General features: G+C 59.2%; 16 protein-coding genes and 2 pseudogenes. 8 read left to right on the plus strand and 10 right to left on the minus strand.

Annotated elements, in window-relative coordinates; genetic code table 11:
• Nucleotides 1-1,467 (minus strand): sulfatase, encoded by a 1,467-nt coding sequence (locus ACKVY0_RS10625; protein ID WP_409214796.1) that lies wholly within the window; start codon nucleotides 1,465-1,467, stop codon nucleotides 1-3.
• Between the two features lie 52 nt (nucleotides 1,468-1,519).
• Between ACKVY0_RS10625 and ACKVY0_RS10630 the strand changes: the two genes are divergently transcribed.
• From ACKVY0_RS10630 to ACKVY0_RS10645, 4 genes are all read left to right on the plus strand, one after another.
• Nucleotides 1,520-2,284: an SDR family NAD(P)-dependent oxidoreductase gene (locus tag ACKVY0_RS10630; protein ID WP_409214797.1), complete on the plus strand. Its 765-nt coding sequence runs from the start codon at nucleotides 1,520-1,522 to the stop codon at nucleotides 2,282-2,284.
• Nucleotides 2,285-2,345: 61 nt separating this feature from the next.
• A complete protein-coding gene (locus tag ACKVY0_RS10635; protein WP_409214798.1) occupies nucleotides 2,346-3,488 on the plus strand; it encodes an ATP-binding protein in 1,143 nt (380 codons plus the stop codon).
• Nucleotides 3,489-3,526: 38 nt separating this feature from the next.
• Complete coding sequence (locus ACKVY0_RS10640) at nucleotides 3,527-4,405, plus strand: dihydrodipicolinate synthase family protein (protein ID WP_409214799.1); 879 nt, start codon at nucleotides 3,527-3,529, stop codon at nucleotides 4,403-4,405.
• A 9-nt stretch (nucleotides 4,406-4,414) separates the two neighbouring features.
• Complete coding sequence (locus ACKVY0_RS10645) at nucleotides 4,415-5,263, plus strand: amidohydrolase family protein (RefSeq protein ID WP_409214800.1); 849 nt, start codon at nucleotides 4,415-4,417, stop codon at nucleotides 5,261-5,263.
• Between the two features lie 17 nt (nucleotides 5,264-5,280).
• Here the strand turns inward: ACKVY0_RS10645 and ACKVY0_RS10650 are convergent, their stop codons facing one another.
• On the minus strand, nucleotides 5,281-6,117 hold the full coding sequence (locus tag ACKVY0_RS10650) for a helix-turn-helix domain-containing protein (RefSeq protein WP_409214801.1): 837 nt from the start codon (nucleotides 6,115-6,117) through the stop codon (nucleotides 5,281-5,283).
• 105 nt (nucleotides 6,118-6,222) lie between these two features.
• On the opposite strand from ACKVY0_RS10650, the gene ACKVY0_RS10655 reads away from it, so the two are divergent.
• The 4 genes from ACKVY0_RS10655 (at nucleotide 6,223) to ACKVY0_RS10670 (ending at nucleotide 13,661) form a co-directional block, all read left to right on the plus strand.
• A complete protein-coding gene (locus tag ACKVY0_RS10655; protein ID WP_409214802.1) occupies nucleotides 6,223-7,185 on the plus strand; it encodes a 3-hydroxy-5-phosphonooxypentane-2,4-dione thiolase in 963 nt (320 codons plus the stop codon).
• 11 nt (nucleotides 7,186-7,196) lie between these two features.
• Complete coding sequence (gene dhaL / locus ACKVY0_RS10660; RefSeq protein WP_409214803.1) at nucleotides 7,197-7,829, plus strand: dihydroxyacetone kinase subunit DhaL; 633 nt, start codon at nucleotides 7,197-7,199, stop codon at nucleotides 7,827-7,829.
• A 66-nt stretch (nucleotides 7,830-7,895) separates the two neighbouring features.
• The gene (locus tag ACKVY0_RS10665; RefSeq protein ID WP_409214804.1) at nucleotides 7,896-12,212 is read left to right on the plus strand and encodes a HEAT repeat domain-containing protein; all 4,317 of its coding nucleotides are present in this window, start codon (nucleotides 7,896-7,898) and stop codon (nucleotides 12,210-12,212) included.
• A 78-nt stretch (nucleotides 12,213-12,290) separates the two neighbouring features.
• The gene (locus ACKVY0_RS10670; RefSeq protein WP_409214805.1) at nucleotides 12,291-13,661 is read left to right on the plus strand and encodes a hypothetical protein; all 1,371 of its coding nucleotides are present in this window, start codon (nucleotides 12,291-12,293) and stop codon (nucleotides 13,659-13,661) included.
• Between the two features lie 173 nt (nucleotides 13,662-13,834).
• Here the strand turns inward: ACKVY0_RS10670 and ACKVY0_RS10675 are convergent, their stop codons facing one another.
• From ACKVY0_RS10675 to ACKVY0_RS10710, 8 genes and pseudogenes are all read right to left on the minus strand, one after another.
• Complete coding sequence (locus tag ACKVY0_RS10675; protein WP_409214806.1) at nucleotides 13,835-14,128, minus strand: PEP-CTERM sorting domain-containing protein; 294 nt, start codon at nucleotides 14,126-14,128, stop codon at nucleotides 13,835-13,837.
• 354 nt (nucleotides 14,129-14,482) lie between these two features.
• A pseudogene (locus ACKVY0_RS10680) lies at nucleotides 14,483-14,545 on the minus strand (hypothetical protein); the annotation flags it as partial.
• A 143-nt stretch (nucleotides 14,546-14,688) separates the two neighbouring features.
• A pseudogene (locus tag ACKVY0_RS10685) lies at nucleotides 14,689-16,704 on the minus strand (beta strand repeat-containing protein); the annotation flags it as partial.
• A 500-nt stretch (nucleotides 16,705-17,204) separates the two neighbouring features.
• Complete coding sequence (locus ACKVY0_RS10690) at nucleotides 17,205-19,580, minus strand: hypothetical protein (RefSeq protein WP_409214807.1); 2,376 nt, start codon at nucleotides 19,578-19,580, stop codon at nucleotides 17,205-17,207.
• A gap of 117 nt (nucleotides 19,581-19,697) precedes the next feature.
• Entirely contained in the window at nucleotides 19,698-20,519 is an 822-nt protein-coding gene (locus ACKVY0_RS10695; RefSeq protein ID WP_409214808.1) for a KilA-N domain-containing protein, read from the minus strand.
• 97 nt (nucleotides 20,520-20,616) lie between these two features.
• Complete coding sequence (locus ACKVY0_RS10700; protein ID WP_409214809.1) at nucleotides 20,617-20,787, minus strand: hypothetical protein; 171 nt, start codon at nucleotides 20,785-20,787, stop codon at nucleotides 20,617-20,619.
• Between the two features lie 207 nt (nucleotides 20,788-20,994).
• Nucleotides 20,995-21,861 (minus strand): DNA damage-inducible protein D, encoded by an 867-nt coding sequence (dinD, locus tag ACKVY0_RS10705; RefSeq protein ID WP_409214810.1) that lies wholly within the window; start codon nucleotides 21,859-21,861, stop codon nucleotides 20,995-20,997.
• A 90-nt stretch (nucleotides 21,862-21,951) separates the two neighbouring features.
• Complete coding sequence (locus ACKVY0_RS10710) at nucleotides 21,952-22,551, minus strand: response regulator (protein WP_409214811.1); 600 nt, start codon at nucleotides 22,549-22,551, stop codon at nucleotides 21,952-21,954.
• Nucleotides 22,552-22,698 lie beyond the last annotated feature (147 nt).

Below are 22,698 nucleotides of genomic sequence, written 5' to 3' on the forward strand. Positions count from 1 at the left end.
TCACTTCTTGAACCACTTCGGTGTGCCGAACCACGCATCCATTTCCTTCTCAAACGGCGCATACACTTCGGGTGCTTCGGGAATACCGCCGCGATCACCGCTTTCGACGATCCAAGTGTCCAGCGCCTCACGCAGCCGCGTCAGTGCATCGCGATGCTCCGGTTTCGGCGAATCGATCAAGTCGTCGATCTCATGCGGATCAACCTGCGTGTCATACAGCTCCTCGGACGGACCTTGGCGCAGCATCAACGCCAACGGCGGGCCGGTGAGCGTGCCTGCGGTCTGCATCTCGCGCATCAGCGGCAGAATGGGGAAACATTTCTCCTTGTAGCGGTTCAGCGAGGCAAACGTCGGCCCCTTGCTGAACGTGCGGATGTAATGAAAGCGTTCGTCATGCACCGAGCGGATGCGCTGCACGGTTTCGTCGATGCGATCCCGCGCCGCGAAGGCAAACGGGCGCGGCGGATCGGCATGCGGCCCAAAGATGACGCGCCCCTGCATCAGCGGCGGCTTGGTGATGCCCGCGAGGTCGAGCGTCGTGGCCGTGACATCGATCAGACTCACGATTTGATCATTCACCGTGCCAGCCTTGAGGTGGGACGGCCAGCGGATGATCATCGGCACACGCAGACCGCAGTCGTAGCACCAGTGAATGCCACGCGGCTCCAGGCGGCCGTTGTCAGCGAAGAAGATGACGATGGTGTCGTCCTCCAGGCCGTCTTTGCGCAACTGATCGAGCACCCAGCCGATGCGCACATCCATGCCGGACACCGAGTTCAAATACCGCGCCCACTCCTCGCGCACGAGCGGATGATCCGGGTAGTAGGGCGGCGGCGTGACGTTTTCCGGTGTCGCATGCTTCCCATGCTCGCGTTCGCCCACCCACTCGACGCGTTCCTTCTTCGCGCTCTGCCGGTCGTAGATGTCGTACTCGATCTCATGCGAGTTGATCTGCGCAAAGAACGGCTGCTTCGACTTCAACGCGTTCCAGTCATCGCTTTGATAAATCGGACCTTCATTCACAAAGTTCAGATCCAGCTTCCCGGTGCCCACCGAGCGCTCGCCGATCAGTTTGATGTTCGCCGTCGTGTAGCCGGCGTCCTGCAGCCGATGCGTCATCGGCCGCACACCTGACGGCAGCTTGAAATCATCCGTGCGATGCGAGCGCATGTGATGCGTGTCCGTCGTCGTCTGGTACATGCCGAGCATGAAGGCGCTGCGGCTCGGCGCGCAGGCCGGGTTCGTCGAGAACACATTCGTGAAACGCACGCCCTCCTGCGCCAGCCGGTCGAGATTGGGCGTGTGGACGTTCTTGGCGCCGTAGCAGCCGAGATCATGCGAAAGGTTCTCGCCGACGAGCCAAAGGATGTTCGGCTTGCCCGTCGAAGCCTTGGCGGAGACGGGCGGCTTCGCATGCAAGGTGTTTGCCAGCAAACAAACCAGCGCCACGGGGATGAATCGCTTCATGGTGGGATGAAACGGCTGAAAGAGTCGTTTCACTCCGCCGATTCCTTGTTTCATGCCCATCTTCGACCGCTTCAACCTCACCGGACGCCGTGCCTTGATCACCGGTGGCTCACGCGGACTTGGTTTGGAGATGGCGCGTGCGCTTGGTGAAGCTGGGGCCGAATTGATCATCGTCGGCTCGGACGAGGCTCATCTCAAACGCGCTGGCGCAGAGTTGCACGCCATCACGCTTCAAGCGGACCTCTCACAGCCCGCCGAAGCCGAGCGCCTGTGCGATGTCGTGCTTAAAGAGCACGCGCCCATCGACATCCTCATCAACAACGTCGGCGGTCGCCGCATCAACACGCCCACGGAGGATCTCGCGCTCGAAGACTGGCAGCGCATCCTCGATCTGAACCTCACGCAGGCATTCATCCTCACCAAACGCCTCGGTGGGGCGATGATCCCGCGAAAGTGGGGCCGCATCATCAACATCTCCTCCATCAACGCCCTCTGGCCCGGCAAGGCGATGCGCGGCCGCAGCTACGAGACCTCGAAAGGCGCGCTGACCATGTTCACCAAAGCCGTCGCCGCCGACTGGGCTGTGCATGGCATCACCGTCAACGCCATCGCCCCCGGTCCTTTTTTGACCGACGCCAACCAACGCTGGATCGGCGAAAAGCCCGAGTTTGAAGACGAAGTGGCCAGCAGCATCCCCATGGGCCGCTGGGGTCGCCCTGATGAGATCGGCCCGCTCGCCCTCTACCTCGCCAGCGACGCCAGCAGCTTCATGACCGGCAGCGTTCTCGTCATTGATGGCGGCAAGCTGCTGTGGTGAGGTCTTAACCATCCGAGATCAAAATTGCGTTTGGTTAAACTAAACGCTAATATGGTTGCGTATGGTGAAGAGACAATTCTGGCTCGAATGCATCGAAAAGCAGTGGAAGGCGCGGTCCATTTTGTGGCTGCGCGGCGTGCGGCGTGCCGGGAAGACGTCGCTGGCGCAGTCGCTGGATGGCGTGGAGTATTTTGACTGCGAGCTGCCGCGGGTGCGCCGGGCGATGGAGGACCCTGAGGCGTTTTTGAAAGGACTGAAGGGCAGGCGCATCGTGCTGGACGAGGTTCACCGGCTGCCGAATCCCTCCGAGCTGCTGAAGATCGCGGCGGATCATTTTCCAAGCACGCGAGTGCTGGCGACAGGCTCCTCGACGCTGGGCGCGAGCAGCCGTTTCCGCGACACACTGGCGGGAAGGAAGACGGAGCTATGGCTCACGCCAATGATCGCGGCGGATTTGCAAGACTTTGGCAGCGGTGATTTGAACCACCGACTGCTGCATGGCGGGCTGCCGCCGTTCTTCCTCTCGCCGGAGCCGCCGGAGCGTGATTTTCAGGAGTGGATGGATGCTTATTGGGCCAAGGACATCCAGGAGCTTTTCCGACTGGAGAAGCGGGTGTCGTTTCAAAAATTTGTCGAACTGCTGATCGCGCAGAGTGGCGGCATTTTTGAAGCGACCAAGTTTGCCGCGCCTTGCGAGGTGACACGACAGACGATCATGAATTACCTCGGTGTGCTGGAGGCCACATCGGTGGCGCTGGTGCTGCGACCGTTCAGCACGCGGCTGTCGAACGAGATCGTGGCCGCGCCGAAGGTGTATGGTTTCGACACGGGCTTTGTCTGCGCCCATCGTGGCTGGACGGAGCTGCGCAGCGATGATCGCGGGCGGCTGTGGGAGCATTATGTGCTGAATGAAATGAGCGCCCGCGTGCCGCTCACCAGCCTGCATTACTGGCGGGACAAGCAGGGACACGAGATCGACTTCATCTGGCAGCCGCGTGGCAAATCGGTGACGGCGATCGAGTGCAAATGGTCGGCGAAGGACTTCGATCCCGGCAACTTCCAAATCTTCGCGAAATCCTACCCGAAGGCCGCGTTGACCGTCGTCGCCACCGATGCGAAGCCAGCCTTCACCCGCGAGTATTCGGGCATAAAGGTGGAGTTCATCACGTTAAACACGCTGGTAAAACGAATGACCGTTAAATGATGCCTGACAACCCTCCACAACACCAACTCGCTGGCGTCTTGCCCGTTTTTCAGACGCCGTGGCTCGACGATGAAACCCTCGACCTCGAAACACTCGAACGCGAGATCGCCTGGCTCTACGACTGCGGTGCCAATGGCATCGTGATGGCGATGGTCTCCGAAACGCTGCGCCTCGACAGCGAGGAACGCGAGCAACTCGCCGCCGCAGCGTGCAAATTCGGCAAGGATCGCGGCGTGGTCGTCATCAGTGTCGGTGCGGAGTCCTCTAAAGTAGCGGAGCGCTACGCGAAACACGCTGAAAGCGTCGGCGCAGATGCGGTGATGGCGATTCCGCCGGTTTCCATCGGTATTGGCGAGAGCGAGTTGCTCGCGTATTACACACGCATCATCCAAGCCATCCGCATTCCGGTCATCGTGCAGGATGCGAGCGGCTACGTCGGCAAACCGATGCCCATCGCGATGCAGGCGAAGCTTCTCGACGAATTCGGGCCAGAACGCGTGCAGTACAAGCCGGAAGCCTCGCCCATCGGCCCGAAGCTGAGCGAACTGCGCGATGCGACGAAGGGCCGCGCTCGCGTTTTCGAAGGCACCGGCGGCATCGCCCTCGTCGATTCCTTCAAACGCTGCGTCGTGGGCACCATGCCGGGCGCGGATCTTATTCGCGGACTCGTTCCGCTGTGGAAAGCATTGGAGGCTGGCGACGCGGAGAGGGCAGATCGCATTCATGGACCACTTGCCGCGCTCATTTCGATGCAGACGAGCCTGGACGGCTTCCTTGCCGTCGAGAAGCATCTGCTGGTGCGTCAGGGCATCTTCAAGAACACGCTGGTTCGCGGTCCCGTCGGCTTCCGGCTCGATGACGAGACAAAGCGCGAGGTGGAGCGGCAATTTGACCGCATGATTGCTGCAGCCCAGTGATTTGAAGCCATGATCATCGACGTCCATTCCCACGCCTGGAACTTTCCCTCCGATTTCTCGGCCGATTTCATCCGTCAGGCCGAACGTGCACGGCCGGGGCATGCGGTGGACTTCAGCGCAACGTATGAAGCCTATCGCACCTCGGCTCCCGAAGACACCTGCACCATCGTCTTCGGCGGCAAGGCGCGGCTCAGTGGCCTGTGGATCGATGACCAGACGGTGGCGAGTTATGTGGCGAAGGATCCGTCGCGCTTGATCGGCTTTTTGTCGGTCGATCCGACGCAGGATGGCTGGGAACGCGAGATGCGGGTCGGCTGCGAGGAACTCGGCCTGCGCGGCATCAAGCTGCTGCCGATGTATGCGGGATTCAGTCCCGATGACCCGAAGCTGGAGCCGCTGTGGCAATACGCCGAAGGCCACGCATTACCGGTGCTGCTGCACATGGGCACGACATTCATCGCGCAGGCCCCGCTGGCTTTCACGCTACCGCGTTTGATCGAGCCGGTGGCGGTGAAGCATCCTGGCGTGAAGATCATCCTCGCGCATCTCGGCCATCCGTATGAGGGCGAGTGCCTCGTGACGATCCGCAAGCACGAGAACGTCTTCGCCGATGTCAGCGCGCTGCATTACCGCCCGTGGCAGCTCTACAACTCGCTGATGCTCGCGCAGGAATACGGCGTGTGGCACAAGCTGCTCTTCGGCACGGATTTTCCCTTCACCACGGTGAATGCGAGCATCGATGGCATCCGCAAGCTCAACGACATGCTCGAAGGCACGAAGCTGCCGCGTCTCGATGTGGCGCAAATCGAGGCAATGATCCACCGTGACAGTTTGAAGCTGCTGGGGCTGAAAAAATGAACAGCGCAGAACTCAACTCACGTCCCCGACTGCTCGCTTCGATACGCCGCTGGTGAAGTGTTCCGATACTGACGCATCATGCGGCTGAAGTAATGCCGGTTCACCAGCCCGCACGCCTCGGCAATGGCCTCAATGCTTTCATCCGTGTGTCGCAGCAGGCGGCAGGCCTCGTCGAGACGATAGTCGAGCAGCACACGCATCGGCGGCTGTTGGAGTTCCTGCTGGAAGAGATGGTTGAGATTTCGTACGCTGAATCCGGCATGGCGGGCGATCTGATCGGCCGTCAATTTCAAGCTCATGTGCTGGTTCATAAACTCCATGGCCTTCAGGACGCGCGCATCGAGCCGCTGCTGCTCCCATACGCTGTCAGGCAGCCGCTGCACCGTTTCCGCTACGAGCTGGATGGATAACCAAGGAAAGCGTGCGCGCTGCGGGTTTCTCCCCAGTTTGATCAAGCCCTGGAGCAAGCTACGCATGTGCGGCGTGTTGGTGAAACTATAGATCCCAGGAGCCGCACGGTCCGCCACGGGGCCGAGACTGAAATGCGCATACCACTTGCTGAACGGGCGTGTGGTGGTGGTGCTGAATGTGGTGTGTGGCGGGATCAGATACACAATGCCTGGCTTGAGCGCCGTCTTCACGCCGTCGATCTCGACCACGCCGCCTGCTGCCATCGGCCAGTAGAGCCGCCAATACGGATCATTGAGACGACGCAGCTCCCACTGCTGAAGTTCGATCTTGCGGGTGGTGAGGATGTCCACCGTCACTCCAGGCAGGGCTACGGAGCGATGCCCAAGCACCCGGTGGGCAGAGCCCGCAGGGACGACACTGAGGATGGATAGTGTCTTGGACATCACGGCATTGCAAAATCAGACACAAGTCTGGCCGATGCTGGCATGGATGGCAAGACCGGTCTGAATATGGATTTAGACCTCACTACCCACCCAACACCCACGACCATGGCCGACATCCTAACCAGCGCAGCAGACAAGAAGGACAAGGAATACTTCACCAGCACACCACAGGAGGCTCCGGGTTTCTTTCTCAAGGGCTGCCATCAGTATGACTGGGGGCTGAAGAATCGTCTCAGTCGCGTGTTCAATCCCAAAAATGGCCGCACGGTGATGCTGGCCTTTGATCATGGCTATTTCCAAGGGCCAACGACGGGCCTGGAGCGTGTGGATCAGACGATCCTGCCGCTCGCGCCGTATGCCGACTGCCTGATGCTCACGCGTGGCATTCAGCGCAGCGTGATCCCTGCTAGCACGACCAAAGCCATCGCGCTGCGTGCCAGCGGCGGCACTTCGATGATCTCGCCGATGGAAGAATGGGAAGGCGAGATCGATGGCAAGAAGGCTAAGTTTGGCCGCCCAGGATTTGAGCCTCTATCGAACGAAAGCACGGCGCTGAACATCGAGGAGGCCATTCGGCTCAATGCCAGCATCCTCGCGGTGCAGGTGTTCATCGGCAGTGCGTATGAGCGGCAGTCATTGAAGAACCTCACAGACCTCGTCGATGCGGCCTCGCGCTATGGCATCGGCGTCATGGGGGTGACGGCGGTGGGCCGTGCGATGGCTCGCACGCCACAGTATTTCCGCCTCGCCACACGCATCATGGCGGAGCTGGGCGCGAATGTGGTGAAGTGCTACTACACGGACACGGAGTTCGACACGGTGACGAGCTGCTGCCCTGTGCCCATCGTGATCGCGGGCGGCAAGAAGTTGCCAGAACTCGAAGCGCTGACCATGTGCTACAACGCCATCCAACAAGGTGCGAGCGGTGTCGATATGGGCCGCAACATCTTCCAGAGCGATGCACCGATCAGCATGATGCAAGCGGTGCGTGGCGTGGTGCATGAAGGACTCACGCCAGCGCAGGGCTTCGCGATGTATAACGACCTCAAAGCCAAAGGAACCAAGTAACCAAGCCGCCAATGACACTCACACCCAATCAAGTCCGGCTCATGATGTTGAAGGTCGCCGACGCCATCATCGCTGCTGAAGCCATGCTTTCCCAAGCCGACCGCGATCTCGGCGATGGCGATCACGGCCTCGGAATGAAGCGCGGCATGGAAGCCGTGAAGGCTCAACTCGATCCGATGAATCCAAACAGTGTGGAGCAAGTCTTCGTCACCACCGGCACCGCGATGATGGCGAGCATGGGTGGGGCGAGTGGCGCTCTTTTTGGCACCGTTTATCGAGCTGGAGGTAAGGCGCTGGCGGGTCGCACCTCGTTTGACTCCGAAGGTCTCGCGCTCCTGCTCGAAGCGGCACTCGAAGGTGTCATGAAGCGTGGTGGTGCCAAGCCAGGCGACAAAACGATGATCGACGCCGTGGCACCCGCTGCCGCAAAAGCACGCGAAATCACCGCCCTGCCGCTGACCGGGGCGCTCGCAGCGGTCGCAGCGGCCGCAGAAGCAGGCAAGGAGGCGAGCAAGGACATGATCGCCCAGTTTGGCCGAGCGAAAACCCTTGGTGCGGCCTGCCTTGGCTTTCCGGACGCGGGCGCTTGTTCCGTGGTGATTATGCTGAGCACGATGCGAGAGTTTGTTCTCGTCGCGCATTGATTTGCTGAATCCGACCCAAGTATTGCCGTGTCTTTCCCCTCTCACCCATCGTTTCGATCTCACCCCATGAAATTCATCCACTTCGCCCTCTCCCTCGTCCTCACTTCCATTGCAGGTGCGGCTGAACGCAAACTCGAAATCAACGATGGCGACCGGGTGTTGCTCATTGGCGACGTGCTCCTCGAGCGCGAGAACAACTATGGCTACATCGAATCAAAGATGCGGCGGGAGTTCGGGGGCAAGAGTTTTGCGGTGCGGAATCTTGGTTACAGTGGTGACAGCCCCTTGGGGGCCTCACGGGCGAGTTTTGATCCGGTGGAGAAGGGTGTGGATGCGCTGAAGGAGCAGCTCGCGGTGGTGAAGCCGACGGTGGCGATCCTGGGGTATGGCATGGCGGCGAGTCTCGATGAGCTGACGTATCGGAAGAATGATCCGGTGCTGAATCCTGACCCGGTGCGCTATGGATTGGATCACAGTCCGGCCAAGTTTCGGCGCGAAGTGCTCGCTCTGATGGATCTGATCACGGCGGCGAGCCCGGATGGCAAGGTGCGCTTTGTTTTCGTGGGGCCGATCAAGCATGAGGATCTGCGTGCGACACGGCCCGGCTTGCCTGATCCGGCGGAGCACAATGCATTGCTACTGGAGTATGAAAAAGTGATGGAGCAGCTCGCGGCGGAGAAGCAATCGCCATTCGTGCGGGGGGAGTGGCAGAAGGCGGCGGGCATTGAGCTGGCGCAGGGCACGGACAACGGCATTCATCTCAATCCGCGTGGTTTGCAGGCGTTGAGCGAGAGTTTTGCGGCGCAACTCGGCTGGAAAACGGATGCGGCCAAGTGGGATGCAGAGACCGCCGAACAGCGCACGTTGCGCGATGCGATTCTGCGCAAGAACGCGTTGTTCTTTCATCGCAGTCGTCCGGCGAACTACACTTACATCTTCGGCTTCCGCAAACAGGAGCAGGGGCGCAATGCGGTGGAGATTCCGAAGTTTGATCCACTCGTGGAAAGGGCTGAGGCGAACGTGATCGGCATCGCTGCGGGCAAGCCGAGCACGCTGCCACCCGAGCTGCCGAGCGCGACGAAGCTGCCTGTGCTGGCTTCTTTGCCCAAGCCGGAGTTCACCGTGGATAAGGGCCTCGCGATGACGCTGTTCGCTGAGAATCCGCTGCTGGAAAAACCTGTGGGCATGAACTGGGATACCGCAGGCCGTTTGTGGGTCGCCACATCGAACACCTATCCGCAGGTGAACCCCGATGACCTCGGTGCGCAGATGGAAGGCGATAGCGCCAAGTTTGGCCCCTCGACTGGCAACGACCGCATCATCGTGATGGAAGACACAAATCGCGATGGCGAGGCCGATGTCTCGCGCATCGTCGCGGACAAGCTGCTCATCCCAGCCGGTGTCGCGCCGGATAACAGCGGTGGTTGCTTCGTCGGTGCGAGCACGGAACTGCTCCAGCTCAGCAAACCCGGCGCGGATGGCTTGCTCGGTGAGCGACGAATCGTGCTCAGTGGCTTCGGCACGGAGGACACGCATCACATCATCCACGGCCTGCATTGGGGCATTGATGGTCGGCTTTACTTCCAGCAGACGATTTACATCCACTCGCACATCGAGACGCCATGGGGCCTGGTGCGCGCCAACAGCGGCGTGGCTTTCGCTTATGATCCGAACACCGAGCGGCTCGAAGTTCACTCGAAGGGCCTCGTGAACTGCTGGGGCCAGCAGGAAGACCTCAATGGCCAAACCTTCCTCACCTCCGGTGCGGATGGCAATGGCGTGAGCTGGAGTTTCCCCGGTGCCGTGCTGCCACCGAGCGAAGGTGCCCGTCGATACATCCAAAGCATCAGCCCTGGATCGTATCCGAAGTTTGCTGGACTCGAACTCATCAACAGCCCGCTCTTTGGCCCCGAATGGCAGGGCAGCGCGATCACGAATGACTTCCGCGCTCATCGTATCGTGCGCTTTAACTTCACCGATTTCACGGCCGATAAGTCCGCCGCAAAATCCGGCTACACCACCCAGACGCAGGCCGATGTGGTGCGCACGAGTGATGCGGCCTTTCGCCCCATCGCACTCGCCATGGGGCCTGATGGCGGCTTGTATGTCGCGGATTGGACCAATCCGATCATCAATCACGGTGAAGTCGATTTCCGCGATCCACGTCGTGACAAACAGCATGGCCGCATTTGGCGCATCGCACCCGAGGGCAGCAAACCCATTGCTTGGGAGCCTGTCGCAGGTCTGCCAGTCGATGCGTTGCTCAATAAACTGCTCTCGCCGAGCCGCTGGGAGTTTGAGCAAGCCCGCCGTGAACTCGCGAAGGCACCGCTCGCTGATTTGCAAAAGGCGCTCGCCGTTTGGGTCAAAGATGAAGTCACTCATCGTCATGCCGCGTGGTTGCTCAGCGGTCGTAGCGCCGATGTCTCGCATCTGCTCGCCATGCTGAAGCCCGGTCAAGACGACACCAGCTCACAGGTCGCACTGCGTGAGATCGGCAAGGCCTACGGCAATCGCGGCATCACCGACATCAGCGCTATCGCCCCATGGCTGGAGGCTGGGCAGAATCCCCGCACACGTCTTGAAGCCTTCCGTGCGCTGGCTCGCATCAGCACGTTTGAGAGCGCGGATCTCGTGCTCAAAACGATGCCCACAGATGACAGCGATAGCTTCCTCACCTTTGCCGCCTGGACCGCCGTGAATGAACTCGCACAGCCATGGCTTACCGAACTCGCCGCCCATCCTGAGAAGATCGCAGACCGCATCACTCAACTCACGGCACTCACTTACATCGTCGATCCCGTCATCGCCGCGCCTTACATGCAGCGCCTGTTTGCTGGACGCAGCCTCGACGCCGCAGGCAACGGCCCGTGGATGGAACTCATCGGCAAAGCCGGTGGTCAGGCCGAATTGGACACGCTTTATGCCGCCTTCATCGAAGAAGGCAAACTTCAGCCCGCCGCACGACTCCGCGCCGCGCGTTCGCTCGCCGAGGCCGCGAAACAACGCCGCTTGCGACCCCAGGGCGACCTCAGCGTCATTGCTCCGCTTTTGAAGTCTGCCGACCGCGAATTGCAGTTCGCCGCCATCCGCCTCGCCGGTGAATGGCGACTCGGCAAACTCGTTTCCGCGATCGCTGAGTTCGCCGGAAATGAAAAAGATGGAGCCTTGCGCGGTGAAGCGCTCGCCACGCTGCGCCTCATCGGCGGTGGCGAAACACTGAAGGCCTTGAAGGCGCTCGTCGCCGAAGATCAGCCCGCTGAGGTGCGCCGTGCGGCGCTCATCCCGCTGGCCATGCACGGACGTGCCGATGCGCTCGCCGTGTTGCCCTCCATCTTGAAGCAAACGACTGACCATGCCGCCGCGCAGACCCTGTGGCGTCAGCTTTTGCAAGAGGCAGCCTTTACCAATGAGTTCGCCAAAGCCGTGCCGAAAGACCTGCCGTCCACCGCGTATGATGATGCACTACAAGTCGCCAAAGGCATGGGCCGAGGTGGCAATGCGCTCGTCGCCGCGCTGCAACCCCTCGTCGGTGTGCAGGTTGCACCGCGCAATTATCCCGCAGAAATCGCCGCGCTCGTGAAATCCGTTTCCGAAGGTGGTAACAGCGCCGATGGCGAACTCGTCTATCGCCGCATCGGCTGCGTCGCCTGCCATGCCATCGGCGGAGTCGGTGGAAACTACGGCCCCGACTTCTCCAGCATCGGTGCCAGCGCCCCGCTTGATTACCTCATCGAAAGCACGCTCAGTCCCGCTGCCAAAGTGAAAGAAGGCTACCACGGCTTCGCCTTCACCATGAAGGACGGCAGCGTCATGAGCGGCATCCCCGCCCGCGAAACCGCCACCGATGTCATCATCAAGATCGGCCCTGGAGCCGAATTGCCGCTGGCCAAAGCGAACCTCGTCAAAAAAGAAAACATCGGCAGCCTCATGCCTCCCGGCCTCATTGATGCGCTGAATCCGAACGAGAAGCGCAACCTCTTCGCCTTCCTCAGCCAAATCGGCCGCCCCGGCCCCTTTGATGCCAGCAAACTGAATGTCGCCCGCATGTGGAAGTTCACCAGCCAAGCACCTGGTGCGCCGCCTGCACAGGACTCCGCCGCCTACGCCATGACCCTCATCAGCGGCGACCTCCGCGCCGAAGACCGCCCCGACAAACCTTACGCCACCGCCAGCTTCACCGCCGCCAAGCCCACGACCAAGCCACTGATCTTCACCGGCATCGAAGCCGCCTGGCTCGACGGCAAACCGCTCGAACTCAAAGACGGCCAATGCACCACCTCGATCCCCGCTGGTGAACATCAGCTCACCGTGTGCCCCAATATAAAAGCACCACTCATGAGAGCGCAGTGTGATGAGGTGACCTTTGTGACGACGCTTTGATGGCAAAGAGATCGCGCACAGCGAGACGCTGAAACGAGTGACCGCAAAGCTGCCATAGAAGAGAAGAGCCACAGCCCAATGAAACACACATTGACCATTATTATCCTGCTCCTCGCAGCCTCGACATTTCTTGCCGCCGAGCCTGAGCGTGTGGCGATCCTGCTGCGCGAACCAACGCTGAAAGCACTCGCCGAGCCTCTGCGCACCTACATGGGTGATGTGGAAGAGCGCTTTCCGGTGAAGCTGCATGTCGTGGCCCGCGATTGGACGACACCAGAGGAAGTTCGAGCGGCCATCAAGGGCCTGCATGGCAAAAGTGGTATCGCTGGTGTCATCCTCGTCGGCGCAATGCCTATGCACCGATTCTTTTTGCATGGGCAGCCCAATCCCAATCCGGTCTATTTTGAGGACTTCGATCTGCGGTTTGTGGACAAGAACAAGGACGGCTGGGACGACGCCTATGAAGGCAAGCCGCAACTGAAGCTTTGGGTCGCCAACATCCGCGCCACTGAAAGGGCGCACCAGGATGACATCCCCGCACTGCGCCGATTCTTTGCCAAGACACACGATTACTACACGGGCAAGGCCGTCCCGGAACTCCGCACCCTCTTCTTCAGCGCCGAAAGCCGCACAGAGGATTGGGCTGGTCCTGGCGAGTGGTTCAAGCGGCGCGGTGGCACTCGGTTTTCTGCGCCGGGGGATGTGACGCTGTTGGAGGGAAAGGGCTGCACGCATAAAGCCGCGCTCGATGCCTTCAAAAAGCACAGCTACTCGCTCACTTGTGTCGCGCTGCACTCGGATGAAACAGGTCACGCCTTGGACGATGAGGATCTCTTGCCGCAGGAGATTGCCGACTTTAAAACCGGATCACTCATCACCATCAGCCATGGCTGCTTCGCCGCCAACTGGACCAAGACGGAACAGGACAACAACGGCCCCAATTGCGGCCTGAGCTGGGTTTTCGGCAAGCATCTTGGGCAGGCAGTCGTCGGCCAGGTCCGCAGCGGCGGAGTCGGTTTCGATGATCTCATCTACGAGCGCCTCCGCGCTGGTGACTACCTCGGAAAAGCGTATCTGCCCTGCAAGCAAGCTCACGAAACCGAGCACGCCCCCGGCGATCACGTTCCGGGCGACATCGTCTCAGGCATTCTGATGATCGGGAACCCCTTCCTGGCGCTCAAACCTGTGAAACGTGAGGCCAATGCCAAGGCACCGATCTTGGTGATCAAGAAAGCCGTGTATGGTGATCTGGCAAACAACGCCGTGGTCAACGTGACGCAGAAGGTGGCGGATTGGATCGAGGATTCGCTCACGGTTGAAGCCAACGCCGAGAACTTTGGCGACCCCGCGAACGGCATCGAAAAGCAATTGAAGGTGGATTATACCTTGGATGGTGTGGACAAGACGGTGACCATCGAAGAGGGGCAGCTTCTGAAGATCAGCAAGTGATCATGCCCCCCTATCGGCGTCATCCCGCAGAACGCGTCCAACATTTACTGGCTGCGACTATGATCCGAAGCAGACGGGCAGTCAGGTGCGCAGGGGCATCTCGAATCAGCTCCGCGAGATCGAAGGAGCTTTCGTAGTGATCGCCAGCCATCCCGAGGTCAAAGACAAGCCCATCACCGGCGAGTCTGATCCCGATGACGCCGTGTGACGAAACCCGCGAGGCCGAACATGAGGAGCAGCGCCCGGCTGGGCTCGGGCACGACGACTGTGGCGATGGTGCCGTTGGTGATGAAGTTACTGATATCCCATCCATAGCCTGATGAGCTGATGTCTGGCAGGTCGAAGCCAAGGTTGTCGTCACCATTGCCGAGGAGATAGCCGCCGTAGGAGCCGGCGCTGAAACGACTGGCGAAGGTGGTGGTGGTGAGGTTTGCCCAGTCGAGCAGATTGAAGGTTGCCACACTCATGGGGGTGTAACCCGTGGCGGTGATACTGAGGTTGCCGTTGAAAAGCAACGTGCCGCTGGAGAGACCGTCAAAGCTTAGCAGATCGCTGGTGCCGCCTGGATTGATGCCGAGAATGACGCTGCTGCCACTCTGGTAGTCGAACGAACCTGATCCCGATGCCGGCGCGAAAGTGAGCGTGCCGTAACTACCTTGGGCCGTCGTGTCGCCCGCATGGATGGCGGAGCCGCTTTCAGCCGTGAAGCTGGAGCCTTGGACGGTGCCAGTGCCGAGGATGACGCCGCCTGTTTTAACAGTTACGATTCCGGTGCCGGTCTTGCCGCCGTTGCCGACTTGCAGGGCACCTGCACTGACTGTGGTGGTGCCGCTGTAGGTGTTGGCTGTGTTGAGAGTCGTGTGCCGCTGCCAGCTTGGGTGAATGAACCGGTGCCTGTGATGGCTTGGCCGTTGAGGTCGGAGGCTTGCGTGAAGGCGTCGCTACGGTTGATGGTCAGATTGGCGTTGTTGGTGATGCCTGTGGTGCCCGTGAGTGCTCCAGTGGTGCCGCCGTTGCCGAGTTGGAGGCTGCCTGTGCTGATGGTGGTTGCGCCAGTGTAGGTGTTTGTGCCGGTGAGCGTCAGGGTGCCCGTTCCGAGCTTCTTCAAACTCCTGGCACCACCGCTAGCTCCGGATGTATCGGCAATCACATCGCTGATGGCGAACGTGCCGCCTGAGGCATTGGTGGTGTCGAAGCCGAGGGAAGACCCCGCATTCATGCCGTTGGTGGTGCTGCTGCTGGCGGCCAGATTGGTGAGCAGCGTGGTGACGTTGCCAGTGGTGAACTCGTCCGTGCCACCCACGTTCAAGGTCAGCGTGGCTCCGTTCTTTACGTTGATGTTGGCTGCCGTCCAGTTGGCGGGAGTGTTGTTGTAAAGGGAAGCCGTTTTGGCGAACTGTAGGGTTCCAGCATTCACCTGGGTGGTGCCGACGTAGTTGTTAGAACCGGAGAAGGTCTGAGTGCCGGTGCCGCTCTTGATGATGCCGAAATTGCCGGTAATCGCGCCGGAGAAACTTGCGGTAGCATTGCCGTTGCCCAGATCCAGAAAGGACGTGGCTGCTGTTGAAGTGAAATTCTGGTTGTTGACCGTTCCACCTGCGAGCGTGGTGTTTGACAATCCATTGATAGTCCGGGTTCCACTCGTTGTTACCCCAATGGTAACAGTGCCGCGGGAATTCACGACGAGATTGCCTTTGCCTGCTCCAGTTGGCATGTTTGCGACACCATACAGGATTCCATCATTAACGATGGTATCACCGGTATAGGAGAATGTGCCAGAGACCATGCTCAAGCCGCCGGTGCCATCCTTGATCAAGCTCACGCTGGTGCCGCCGTTGTCTGTCACCCCGCGGACGCTCGGCACAGCAAATCCGCTGTTATATTGCATCGTGGCAATATGCAGTTCGGAGGTCGCGGAGGTGAAGGTCATGTTTGCCTGCCCGCCGTTGATGGTATTGCTCGTGTCGGAGAATAACAGGCCTCCGGAATTCAAGATGTAGGTGGCTGCATTATTTCCAGAAACAGTGCCGGCTATCGCGATTTCCAAGCTGTTCAACGTTTGGGAAGTGCCAGTTCCATTAAACCAAGTCCCAGCGGTCGTGGCTCTATAATTGGTAGCGCTGACAGTGTTTGCACCGAGGGCAGAGCTGACGACAGTCGCACCCGTGTAACGAACCACATTGTTCGAACCATCGAGGGTGGCAAAGCCGTAAGTTGTGGAAGAATCTCTAACGGTAGCGTAGCCGCCGATGAGCGAATTGCTGAGCGTTGGAAGTGTTCCTGTTAAGGTAAGGGTCTTTGCTGTTCCGGTAGAGGCTAAGTCAATCAGGGCGCTCGAATTAGACGCCCTTGTCCAATTGGCGAGAGACAACGTCACCGAGTTCGCGGCCCCGTTGGGGTTGATGACGATTCTGCTACCACCGTTACCGAGCGTGAAGGTGCTCAGGGTTTGAGTTCCGTTGCCGAACGCTTCAAGCTGACTGCCGGAGAGACTGAGGGCATTGGAAGAATTCACCACATTCCCCGAAGCAACGAGAGAAAGACGCAATGATCCTTGGCTGACCATAATCCCTCCGGTGATGGACTTGAGGGAATCGATCAGAGTGAGCTGGCCAGCTCCCATCTTGGTAAAGCCGTTGGTGCCCAGGACATTTGCATAAATCTGGCTAGTCTGGCCGGACGAGACAGAAACGAAGGGATTCATCCCATCCAGCTTCACTGAGCCGGAGCTAACTCCCCCGCCGACGCCGTTCCAGATGATGCCATTGATGACAGGCGTTCCGCTGGTGCCGATATTCGCGTTAGGACCAGCATTGAACTGAGCAATATTGGTCGGGCCATTAGCGGCATCCCAAGGATCACCGGTGACGCCGGACCACTCGGTATTAGCCGTAATGTCCCAAAAACCATCACCGCCGCTGCCATTCCATATCCCAGTGGCAGCAAAGAGTGAAGGCACGGAGAAAGAAATGCCGGCAATTGCGAGCAGCCGAGCGGCAGTGCGAGTGAGGAGGCCAAGGCATGGTTGGTGCATTGAAATCATGTCGATGATGGGTTGAAGATCGATGGGCACGGTAGAACCCAATCCGAATCCATTCCCCCTGACCGCCCCGCCGTCTCCTATCCGACCGGATAAATCGGTGTCTAGCTAGAGCCTGCCCCAAGGCGGCAAAATTCGCAGTCCAACGCCGTGGCAAAGTCGGACGGGCTAAAGCCCTGGAATACTCTCCAGAGCCCAGCGCTGCGAGCCCAGAGAGTATTCTCGGCCTTTAGGCCGCCTAACCTTCCAAGCGCCAATTCGCCCCGCATTCAAATGTCTTGGAACAAACCCCGGCTAGTCCAGATGCACGATCCCGCGCCCGATGGCCAAGGTGGCGGCGCGGGTGCGGTCTGCGGCTCCGATTTTTTCGAGGACTTTTCGGACGTCGTCGCCCATCGCGTCGGCGCTCGGGCAACAGTTCCTAAAGCGTGTGCCAGAGACCCGGCTCGGGGCAGACGCGGTCATTCTCCCGACAGTAGTCGATGATGTCGTTCATGGGTTCATCAGACTTCGCTGAGTAGCCTGACTGTTTCCGTCACGTCGGCGAACTGCTCAGTGAGTTCCGGCCTGTCAGTGAAATGATAAGAAACGAAACGCGCACCGTCCCGTTCCAAGCGGCTGAAAAAATAGCAGGCGTTCTTGGCGGACTGCGGTGATGGCCCAACTTGAATCAATGGGAGAAGTTTCAGCGCCTTCCCAGACTCCTTCTTCGACAGGTAAAGCCGTTCGACATCCAGCCACGTCGCCATCGCGCGAGTCTCCTTCAGGAACTCGTTGTTGCTGCCCATCAATACCGCCACTTCATTCTCGAACACGCCACGCCGGGGTCGGCAGTGGAGCGCATGAATCATCTGCGTTTCAGCCCATGTGTCTGCGGTTACCTCGCGCAACTTTTGGACCTCGGCGAGGAGTTGTTGATTCCGCAACCCAGCATCCTCTTGCCCGACCACCCCGCCGTGGCCACCCCAGTCGTTTCGCATCTTGTTCGTCGTCGAGAAGATGGCGGCCAACTCCTTTCGACTGAGAGCATCGGGCAGGGAGAGAGACGGATCAGCAAACATGTCAGCACAAAGCGCCCTGTCGTTCTTGGCGTCCTCCGGTTTCTTTCCATTCTCACTAAGCAGTGCGCGCGTCTGCTTGCCGAGATACTCAACCACCAGTTTCCACGTGCCGAACGTCGCCCGGTTGAAGCTTAAATTCTGCTTCTGCATCGTCTCCTTCAGCTTTTGCCGATGAGGTGCAAACACCGCTTCATTTGAATTGAACGCACTCAGCAGGATGATGCTGACGAACTCGGCCGTTCCTTCGAAGAAATGGAGGAGGTGCTCATACTTCGTCTTGAAGTCCTGGGTTGGGGTCGCCTGCCAAGCCCGGAGGATTGATGCGAGCGGGAACGGAAGCGTTTCAAACCACTGGTCGAGCGATTCGGATGCGTGCTGTTTGATTCCTCCCGCGAGCCGCCTTGCCAGTGCATCAATCCTTTCTTGGACTTGTGGGGCGGACTTGGGGTTCGCCCAAAGTTCCCGGCGCAACTCGGCAATCTCGTTCTGGAGCGCCATGACCGTATTGTGCTCGGCAGTGATGCGCGTCTCGATTTCCAGCATCTTCCGTTGCGTCTGCAGGTCGGGGACGAACACCCGCAGTTCCCTCAAAGTCTGCTTATTCAACTTCGGGATGAAGCCGGTTTTGATCTGTTCACGGAGATCTTTGCCAAACTCTGAGTTCAAGAACCTGGCGACAAAGCGGGCATTTGATCGCGACGGATCAATCACGACTTGAGCGTAGTTCTGGGGCTTCAACGTCAACTCATCCGTTGACTCCACCACGTCGCTGCTGCCAATCATCGGGATGTAAATCGCGTTCTCCAGGGGCTGAAATGCAAACTCATCGCCGGGGCGTCCAAGCTTTATTCCGGATTTCACGTCTCCCAGTTCGGCCAGATTCGAGGCCTGAATGCCAAACCGCTTTTCAGCAGCCGTCATGGCTTCCGAAGCGCGGAGATATTCAAAGCTGCGGAAGGTGTCGGCGGCGACGAAACGACCAAGTTCCAGCGAACCGCCCTCCGTCCCTTGCCGGAAGTTTGCGATGACTTGAAGATTCGTGTTCATGTCAGCCGATAGCTGCGCCACAAACATTCGCGTTGAGGGCTTTCGGCGGACGACGACCAAGTAAGCGGGAATGTTGGTGTATGGCGCAAAAGTTCCAGATGGCAGTGCCAGCGCCGCTTCCATTCCGAGGCCGAGTTCGCTGAAACGGTGAAAGACAGACTGCTGCTTGAGGAAGAAGGATGGAGTGACGACGAACAATCCAACCCCTGACGAACTCAACCGCTGGGACGCCGCAACCATCACCAGATTGCCGAGGTCGTCAGTCAATTCGACCGCTTCCCCAGATGCGAGTGTGACCTTCAGCGGATGATGCGCCCTTGCATTCATCGGCAGGATGCTTGCGATCACGTCGAGTGACTGGGGCAACGAACCGATCAAATTCAACGGCTCGCCAAAATGCCAATTAACATCCGGCACAAGCACTTTTCCGAGTTCGTGCGCCGCCTGGTTTTGCGTGAACGCTACCGCCTGCTCCGGCTGGCACGCCTCACGTAAAGCCTCTATCAAAAAGCCGAGGCCTGCCCACGGGTCGCAAATTGTTTTGGGCGAAGCTTCTTTCGCGAGGGCGCAGAACACACCTGCTAACCATTCTGGAACATGAACCTCTCCACCGGACCGACCGAACCGTGCGGACAAGAACTGCCCCCAAGTAGGCAGGTCTTTCGAGGCAAAACGAATTCCCTCTTTTCGAAAGAAGTCCGCGAGGCCTTCATGCCCGCTGAATGGCAATTTGCGGAGCTGGTCGAATTTCTGCCAAAGTTGTATGTTCATATGTTTGGGTGGCAGCTTTTGAGAGGGGCAGATGCGGAGTTTGAAGGATGAAGAAAGACGGTCATGCACTCTAAGGTCATCTGTGCATGGTGCGGCGGATGGGGGCGTTGTCGAACATCACTTCAGGCGTTTCACGTTGTTGGCGGAAAGGAGGGTGCGCATTTGGGTGATGGCGATTTCGTTCAGCTTGAGCAGGCGCTCGGGCTGGGGCAACCCTTGGCGGATAAGGACGGAGTTGAGGCTTTCGAGATTGGTCAGCACGACGAGCTGCTCTAGCGGGGCGTGGTCGCGGATGTTGCCGTCGGCATCGGGATGGGCATCGCGCCATTGTTTCGCGGTTTGGCCGAAGAGGGCGACATTGAGCAGGTCGGCTTCGTTGGCATAGACGAGCGCGGTCTGAGCCTTGGTGATGGACGGCGGAATGAGCGTTTCTTTGATCGCATCGGTGTGGATGCGATAGTTGATCTTGGCGAGGGTGCGCTGGAGGTTCCACCCGAGCTGGAGACGCTCGTTTTCGTCGTCCTTGAGGCGCTGGAACTCGACGATCAGGTAGAGCTTGAACTCCGATGATATCCAGGAGGCGAATTCAAAGGCGATATCCCGGTGCGCGTAGGTGCCACCGTAGCGACCCGATTTCGAAGTGATCCCAATGGCCTGGGTGCTCTCAATCCACCGCTGCGGCGAGAGGACAAAGTAGTTGGTGCCCGCCTCATTTTTAAACCTCTCGAATTCGAGAGGTTTAAAACCCGGATTGCACAGTTTCTCCCAAAGCCCGAGGAACTCGATGGTGCTGCGGCTGCGCATCCAGTTGTTGATGATGGCAAAAGGCTCCTGCGAGTTCCGATATCGGGCGATGTCTGTCAGAGAGATGTAGTCCTGATTATTCCGATTCAGGACGGCGATGGTTACGCCTTGAACTTCGAACGTGGCTTTGCTCATAGTGGGGAATTCTGGTTTAAGATTCGTCCAACCCCCTCGAATTCGAGGGAATTAGAAATGGCGATTTCTCGGTAACGGGATGGATGTGTTGGCGGTTTCATGGCTTTGCTGGCATCACATCAGGATACGGCCCGAGGAAGCTGATGAGGAGCACAGCGTATCTGGGTCCCTTGAGTGTGCCGATGAGACCGGACTCGAGAGTGTCTTCCCGGACGATGGATGACTCGCGTGCGGCGGGCAGGTCGTAGGTGAATCTGGAGATAGGCATGGTGCGGAAGAACAACGGTTGGTCGATGGCGTGTGACGAACCTGTGGGCTTCCCGCATGTTGAAGCACTTCTCCGCTGCTGTCACAAATTTTAGCATCGCAAGCCAGCATCCCGCAAAAAAAACGCTGCCAGAATGGGGGCTGCCCAACCGAATAAATCGGCTTACAACCGCTCGCTGATCTCAACTATCGGAGTCTAGAGTCACCTCTATTCACTGTCGCCCTTTCGGGGCAAACGGCCAGCTTGCTTCTCCAACTTCTTCTCCTCCGTCTTCACCCGGCGTTCTAGCTTCTTGATGTCTTCCTCGGGTGGCAGGGCTTCGGGTTTGATGCCGCGCTCGCCGAGCATCTGGCGGACGCTGGTGTTGTTCTGGACGTGCTCTCGGGTGATAGAGGGTTCGCCCTGTAGATCAGCCTGCTTGACGTTGTGATTCGTCATCTCGGTGGCGAGGTTCTTTGCGGCGATGGTGAGGGTGGGCAGGAAGTCGGCGAGCGGTCGGGTTTGGGTGATGCCGAACTTGTCCTTCATCGCCTGCGTGGTGTGCCCGCCGAAGAGGGCGGCATCACCTTTCGAGCGGATGCGGCCAAAGCCTGCGTCATCTACTCCCCGCTGGAAGATGTTGTCGGACAACGCCTTCTCTGAGGCTCGCAGCTTCTCGCGGGCTTCGAGGCGGCCCATGAGCAGCATGCGTTCCTCGATCAGCTCTTGCTTGCGGGTCTGCACAGCGAAGTAGCTTTGTGCAAACGCGATGGGCTCTTTCCTGGGATCGCCGTTCTGTGCGATGAGGTAGCAGGCGTAGCGGGTGAGCATGAAGTCCTCGATCTCGCGCTGTCCGCCTTTGCCATGGGTGATCAATTTCGTGACGCCACGAAAATGATGTTCAGCCTCGTAGCCAGTGGTCTTGCAGGAGTCGATGGCTCGGTGGATGGCGGTGAGGAAGTTTTCCCAGCGTGCGTAACCAAGCGGCTCCTGCAAGTCCCTGGCGAACCAGAACTCCAGATTCGATTCCTCGGGGTGCGTCTGAGCCAGTTGATCAAACTGACTTTGCATGCGGACGATAAGGTCTTTATTCATAACTAAGGTGAGCCTTGCTTAGATGCCAAGTGGCTCCTGAGAAGGTGTCGAACCAAAGTCGGATTGCAACTTCGAGCGCGTCGAGTCTGGCTAATCCAGATGCACGATGCCGCGCTCGATGGCCAAGGTGGCGGCGTGGGTGCGGTCTGCGGCTCCGATTTTTTCGAGGACTTTGCGCACGTGGAGTTTCACCAGCGGCTCGCTGAGGTGCATGGCGGCGGCGATCTCTTTGTTGGCGCGGCCTTCGACGATGTGGCGCAGGATTTCGACCTCGCGCGGGATGAGCGGCTCGCGCCGCTGCTGTGCCTTGAGCTTGGCGGCGATGGCTGGTGCGTAGGCTTTTTCGCCAGCATGGACACGACGGATGGCGGCGAGCACATCGGCACGGCTGGCGCTTTTGGTGAGATAACCACTGACTCCGGCCTGCGCCGCGCGGAAGATGTCTTCCTCACCTTCATAGGCCGAGAGCATGATGATCCGCGCTGCGGGGAACTCGCCCCGGATGGACAGCACGGCTTCGGCACCGCTCTTGCCGGGCAGGCGGTAGTCCATGGTGACGACGTCAGGTTTGTGTTTGCGGAATTGATTCAGGGCCTCGGTGGCATCTTCTGCCTCAGCGACGACACACATATCAGGCTCGCCATTGATCGGCACGGTGAGTCCGAGACGGGCCATGAAGTGGTCGTCCACGATGAGGGGTGCGTCGCCGCAATGATGTAGATTAAAGCGAAGAAGCAGACGGCTGGGAGTGCTGCTGCCAGAAGTGGTTCCAGCGTGAGGGCGTCAGGTAAAGCGCACGCAAAGAGATCAGCGCATCGCTCGCGGCGATGCTCCAGC

Source organism: Prosthecobacter sp. (assembly GCF_046154365.1).
GTDB lineage: Bacteria > Verrucomicrobiota > Verrucomicrobiia > Verrucomicrobiales > Verrucomicrobiaceae > Prosthecobacter.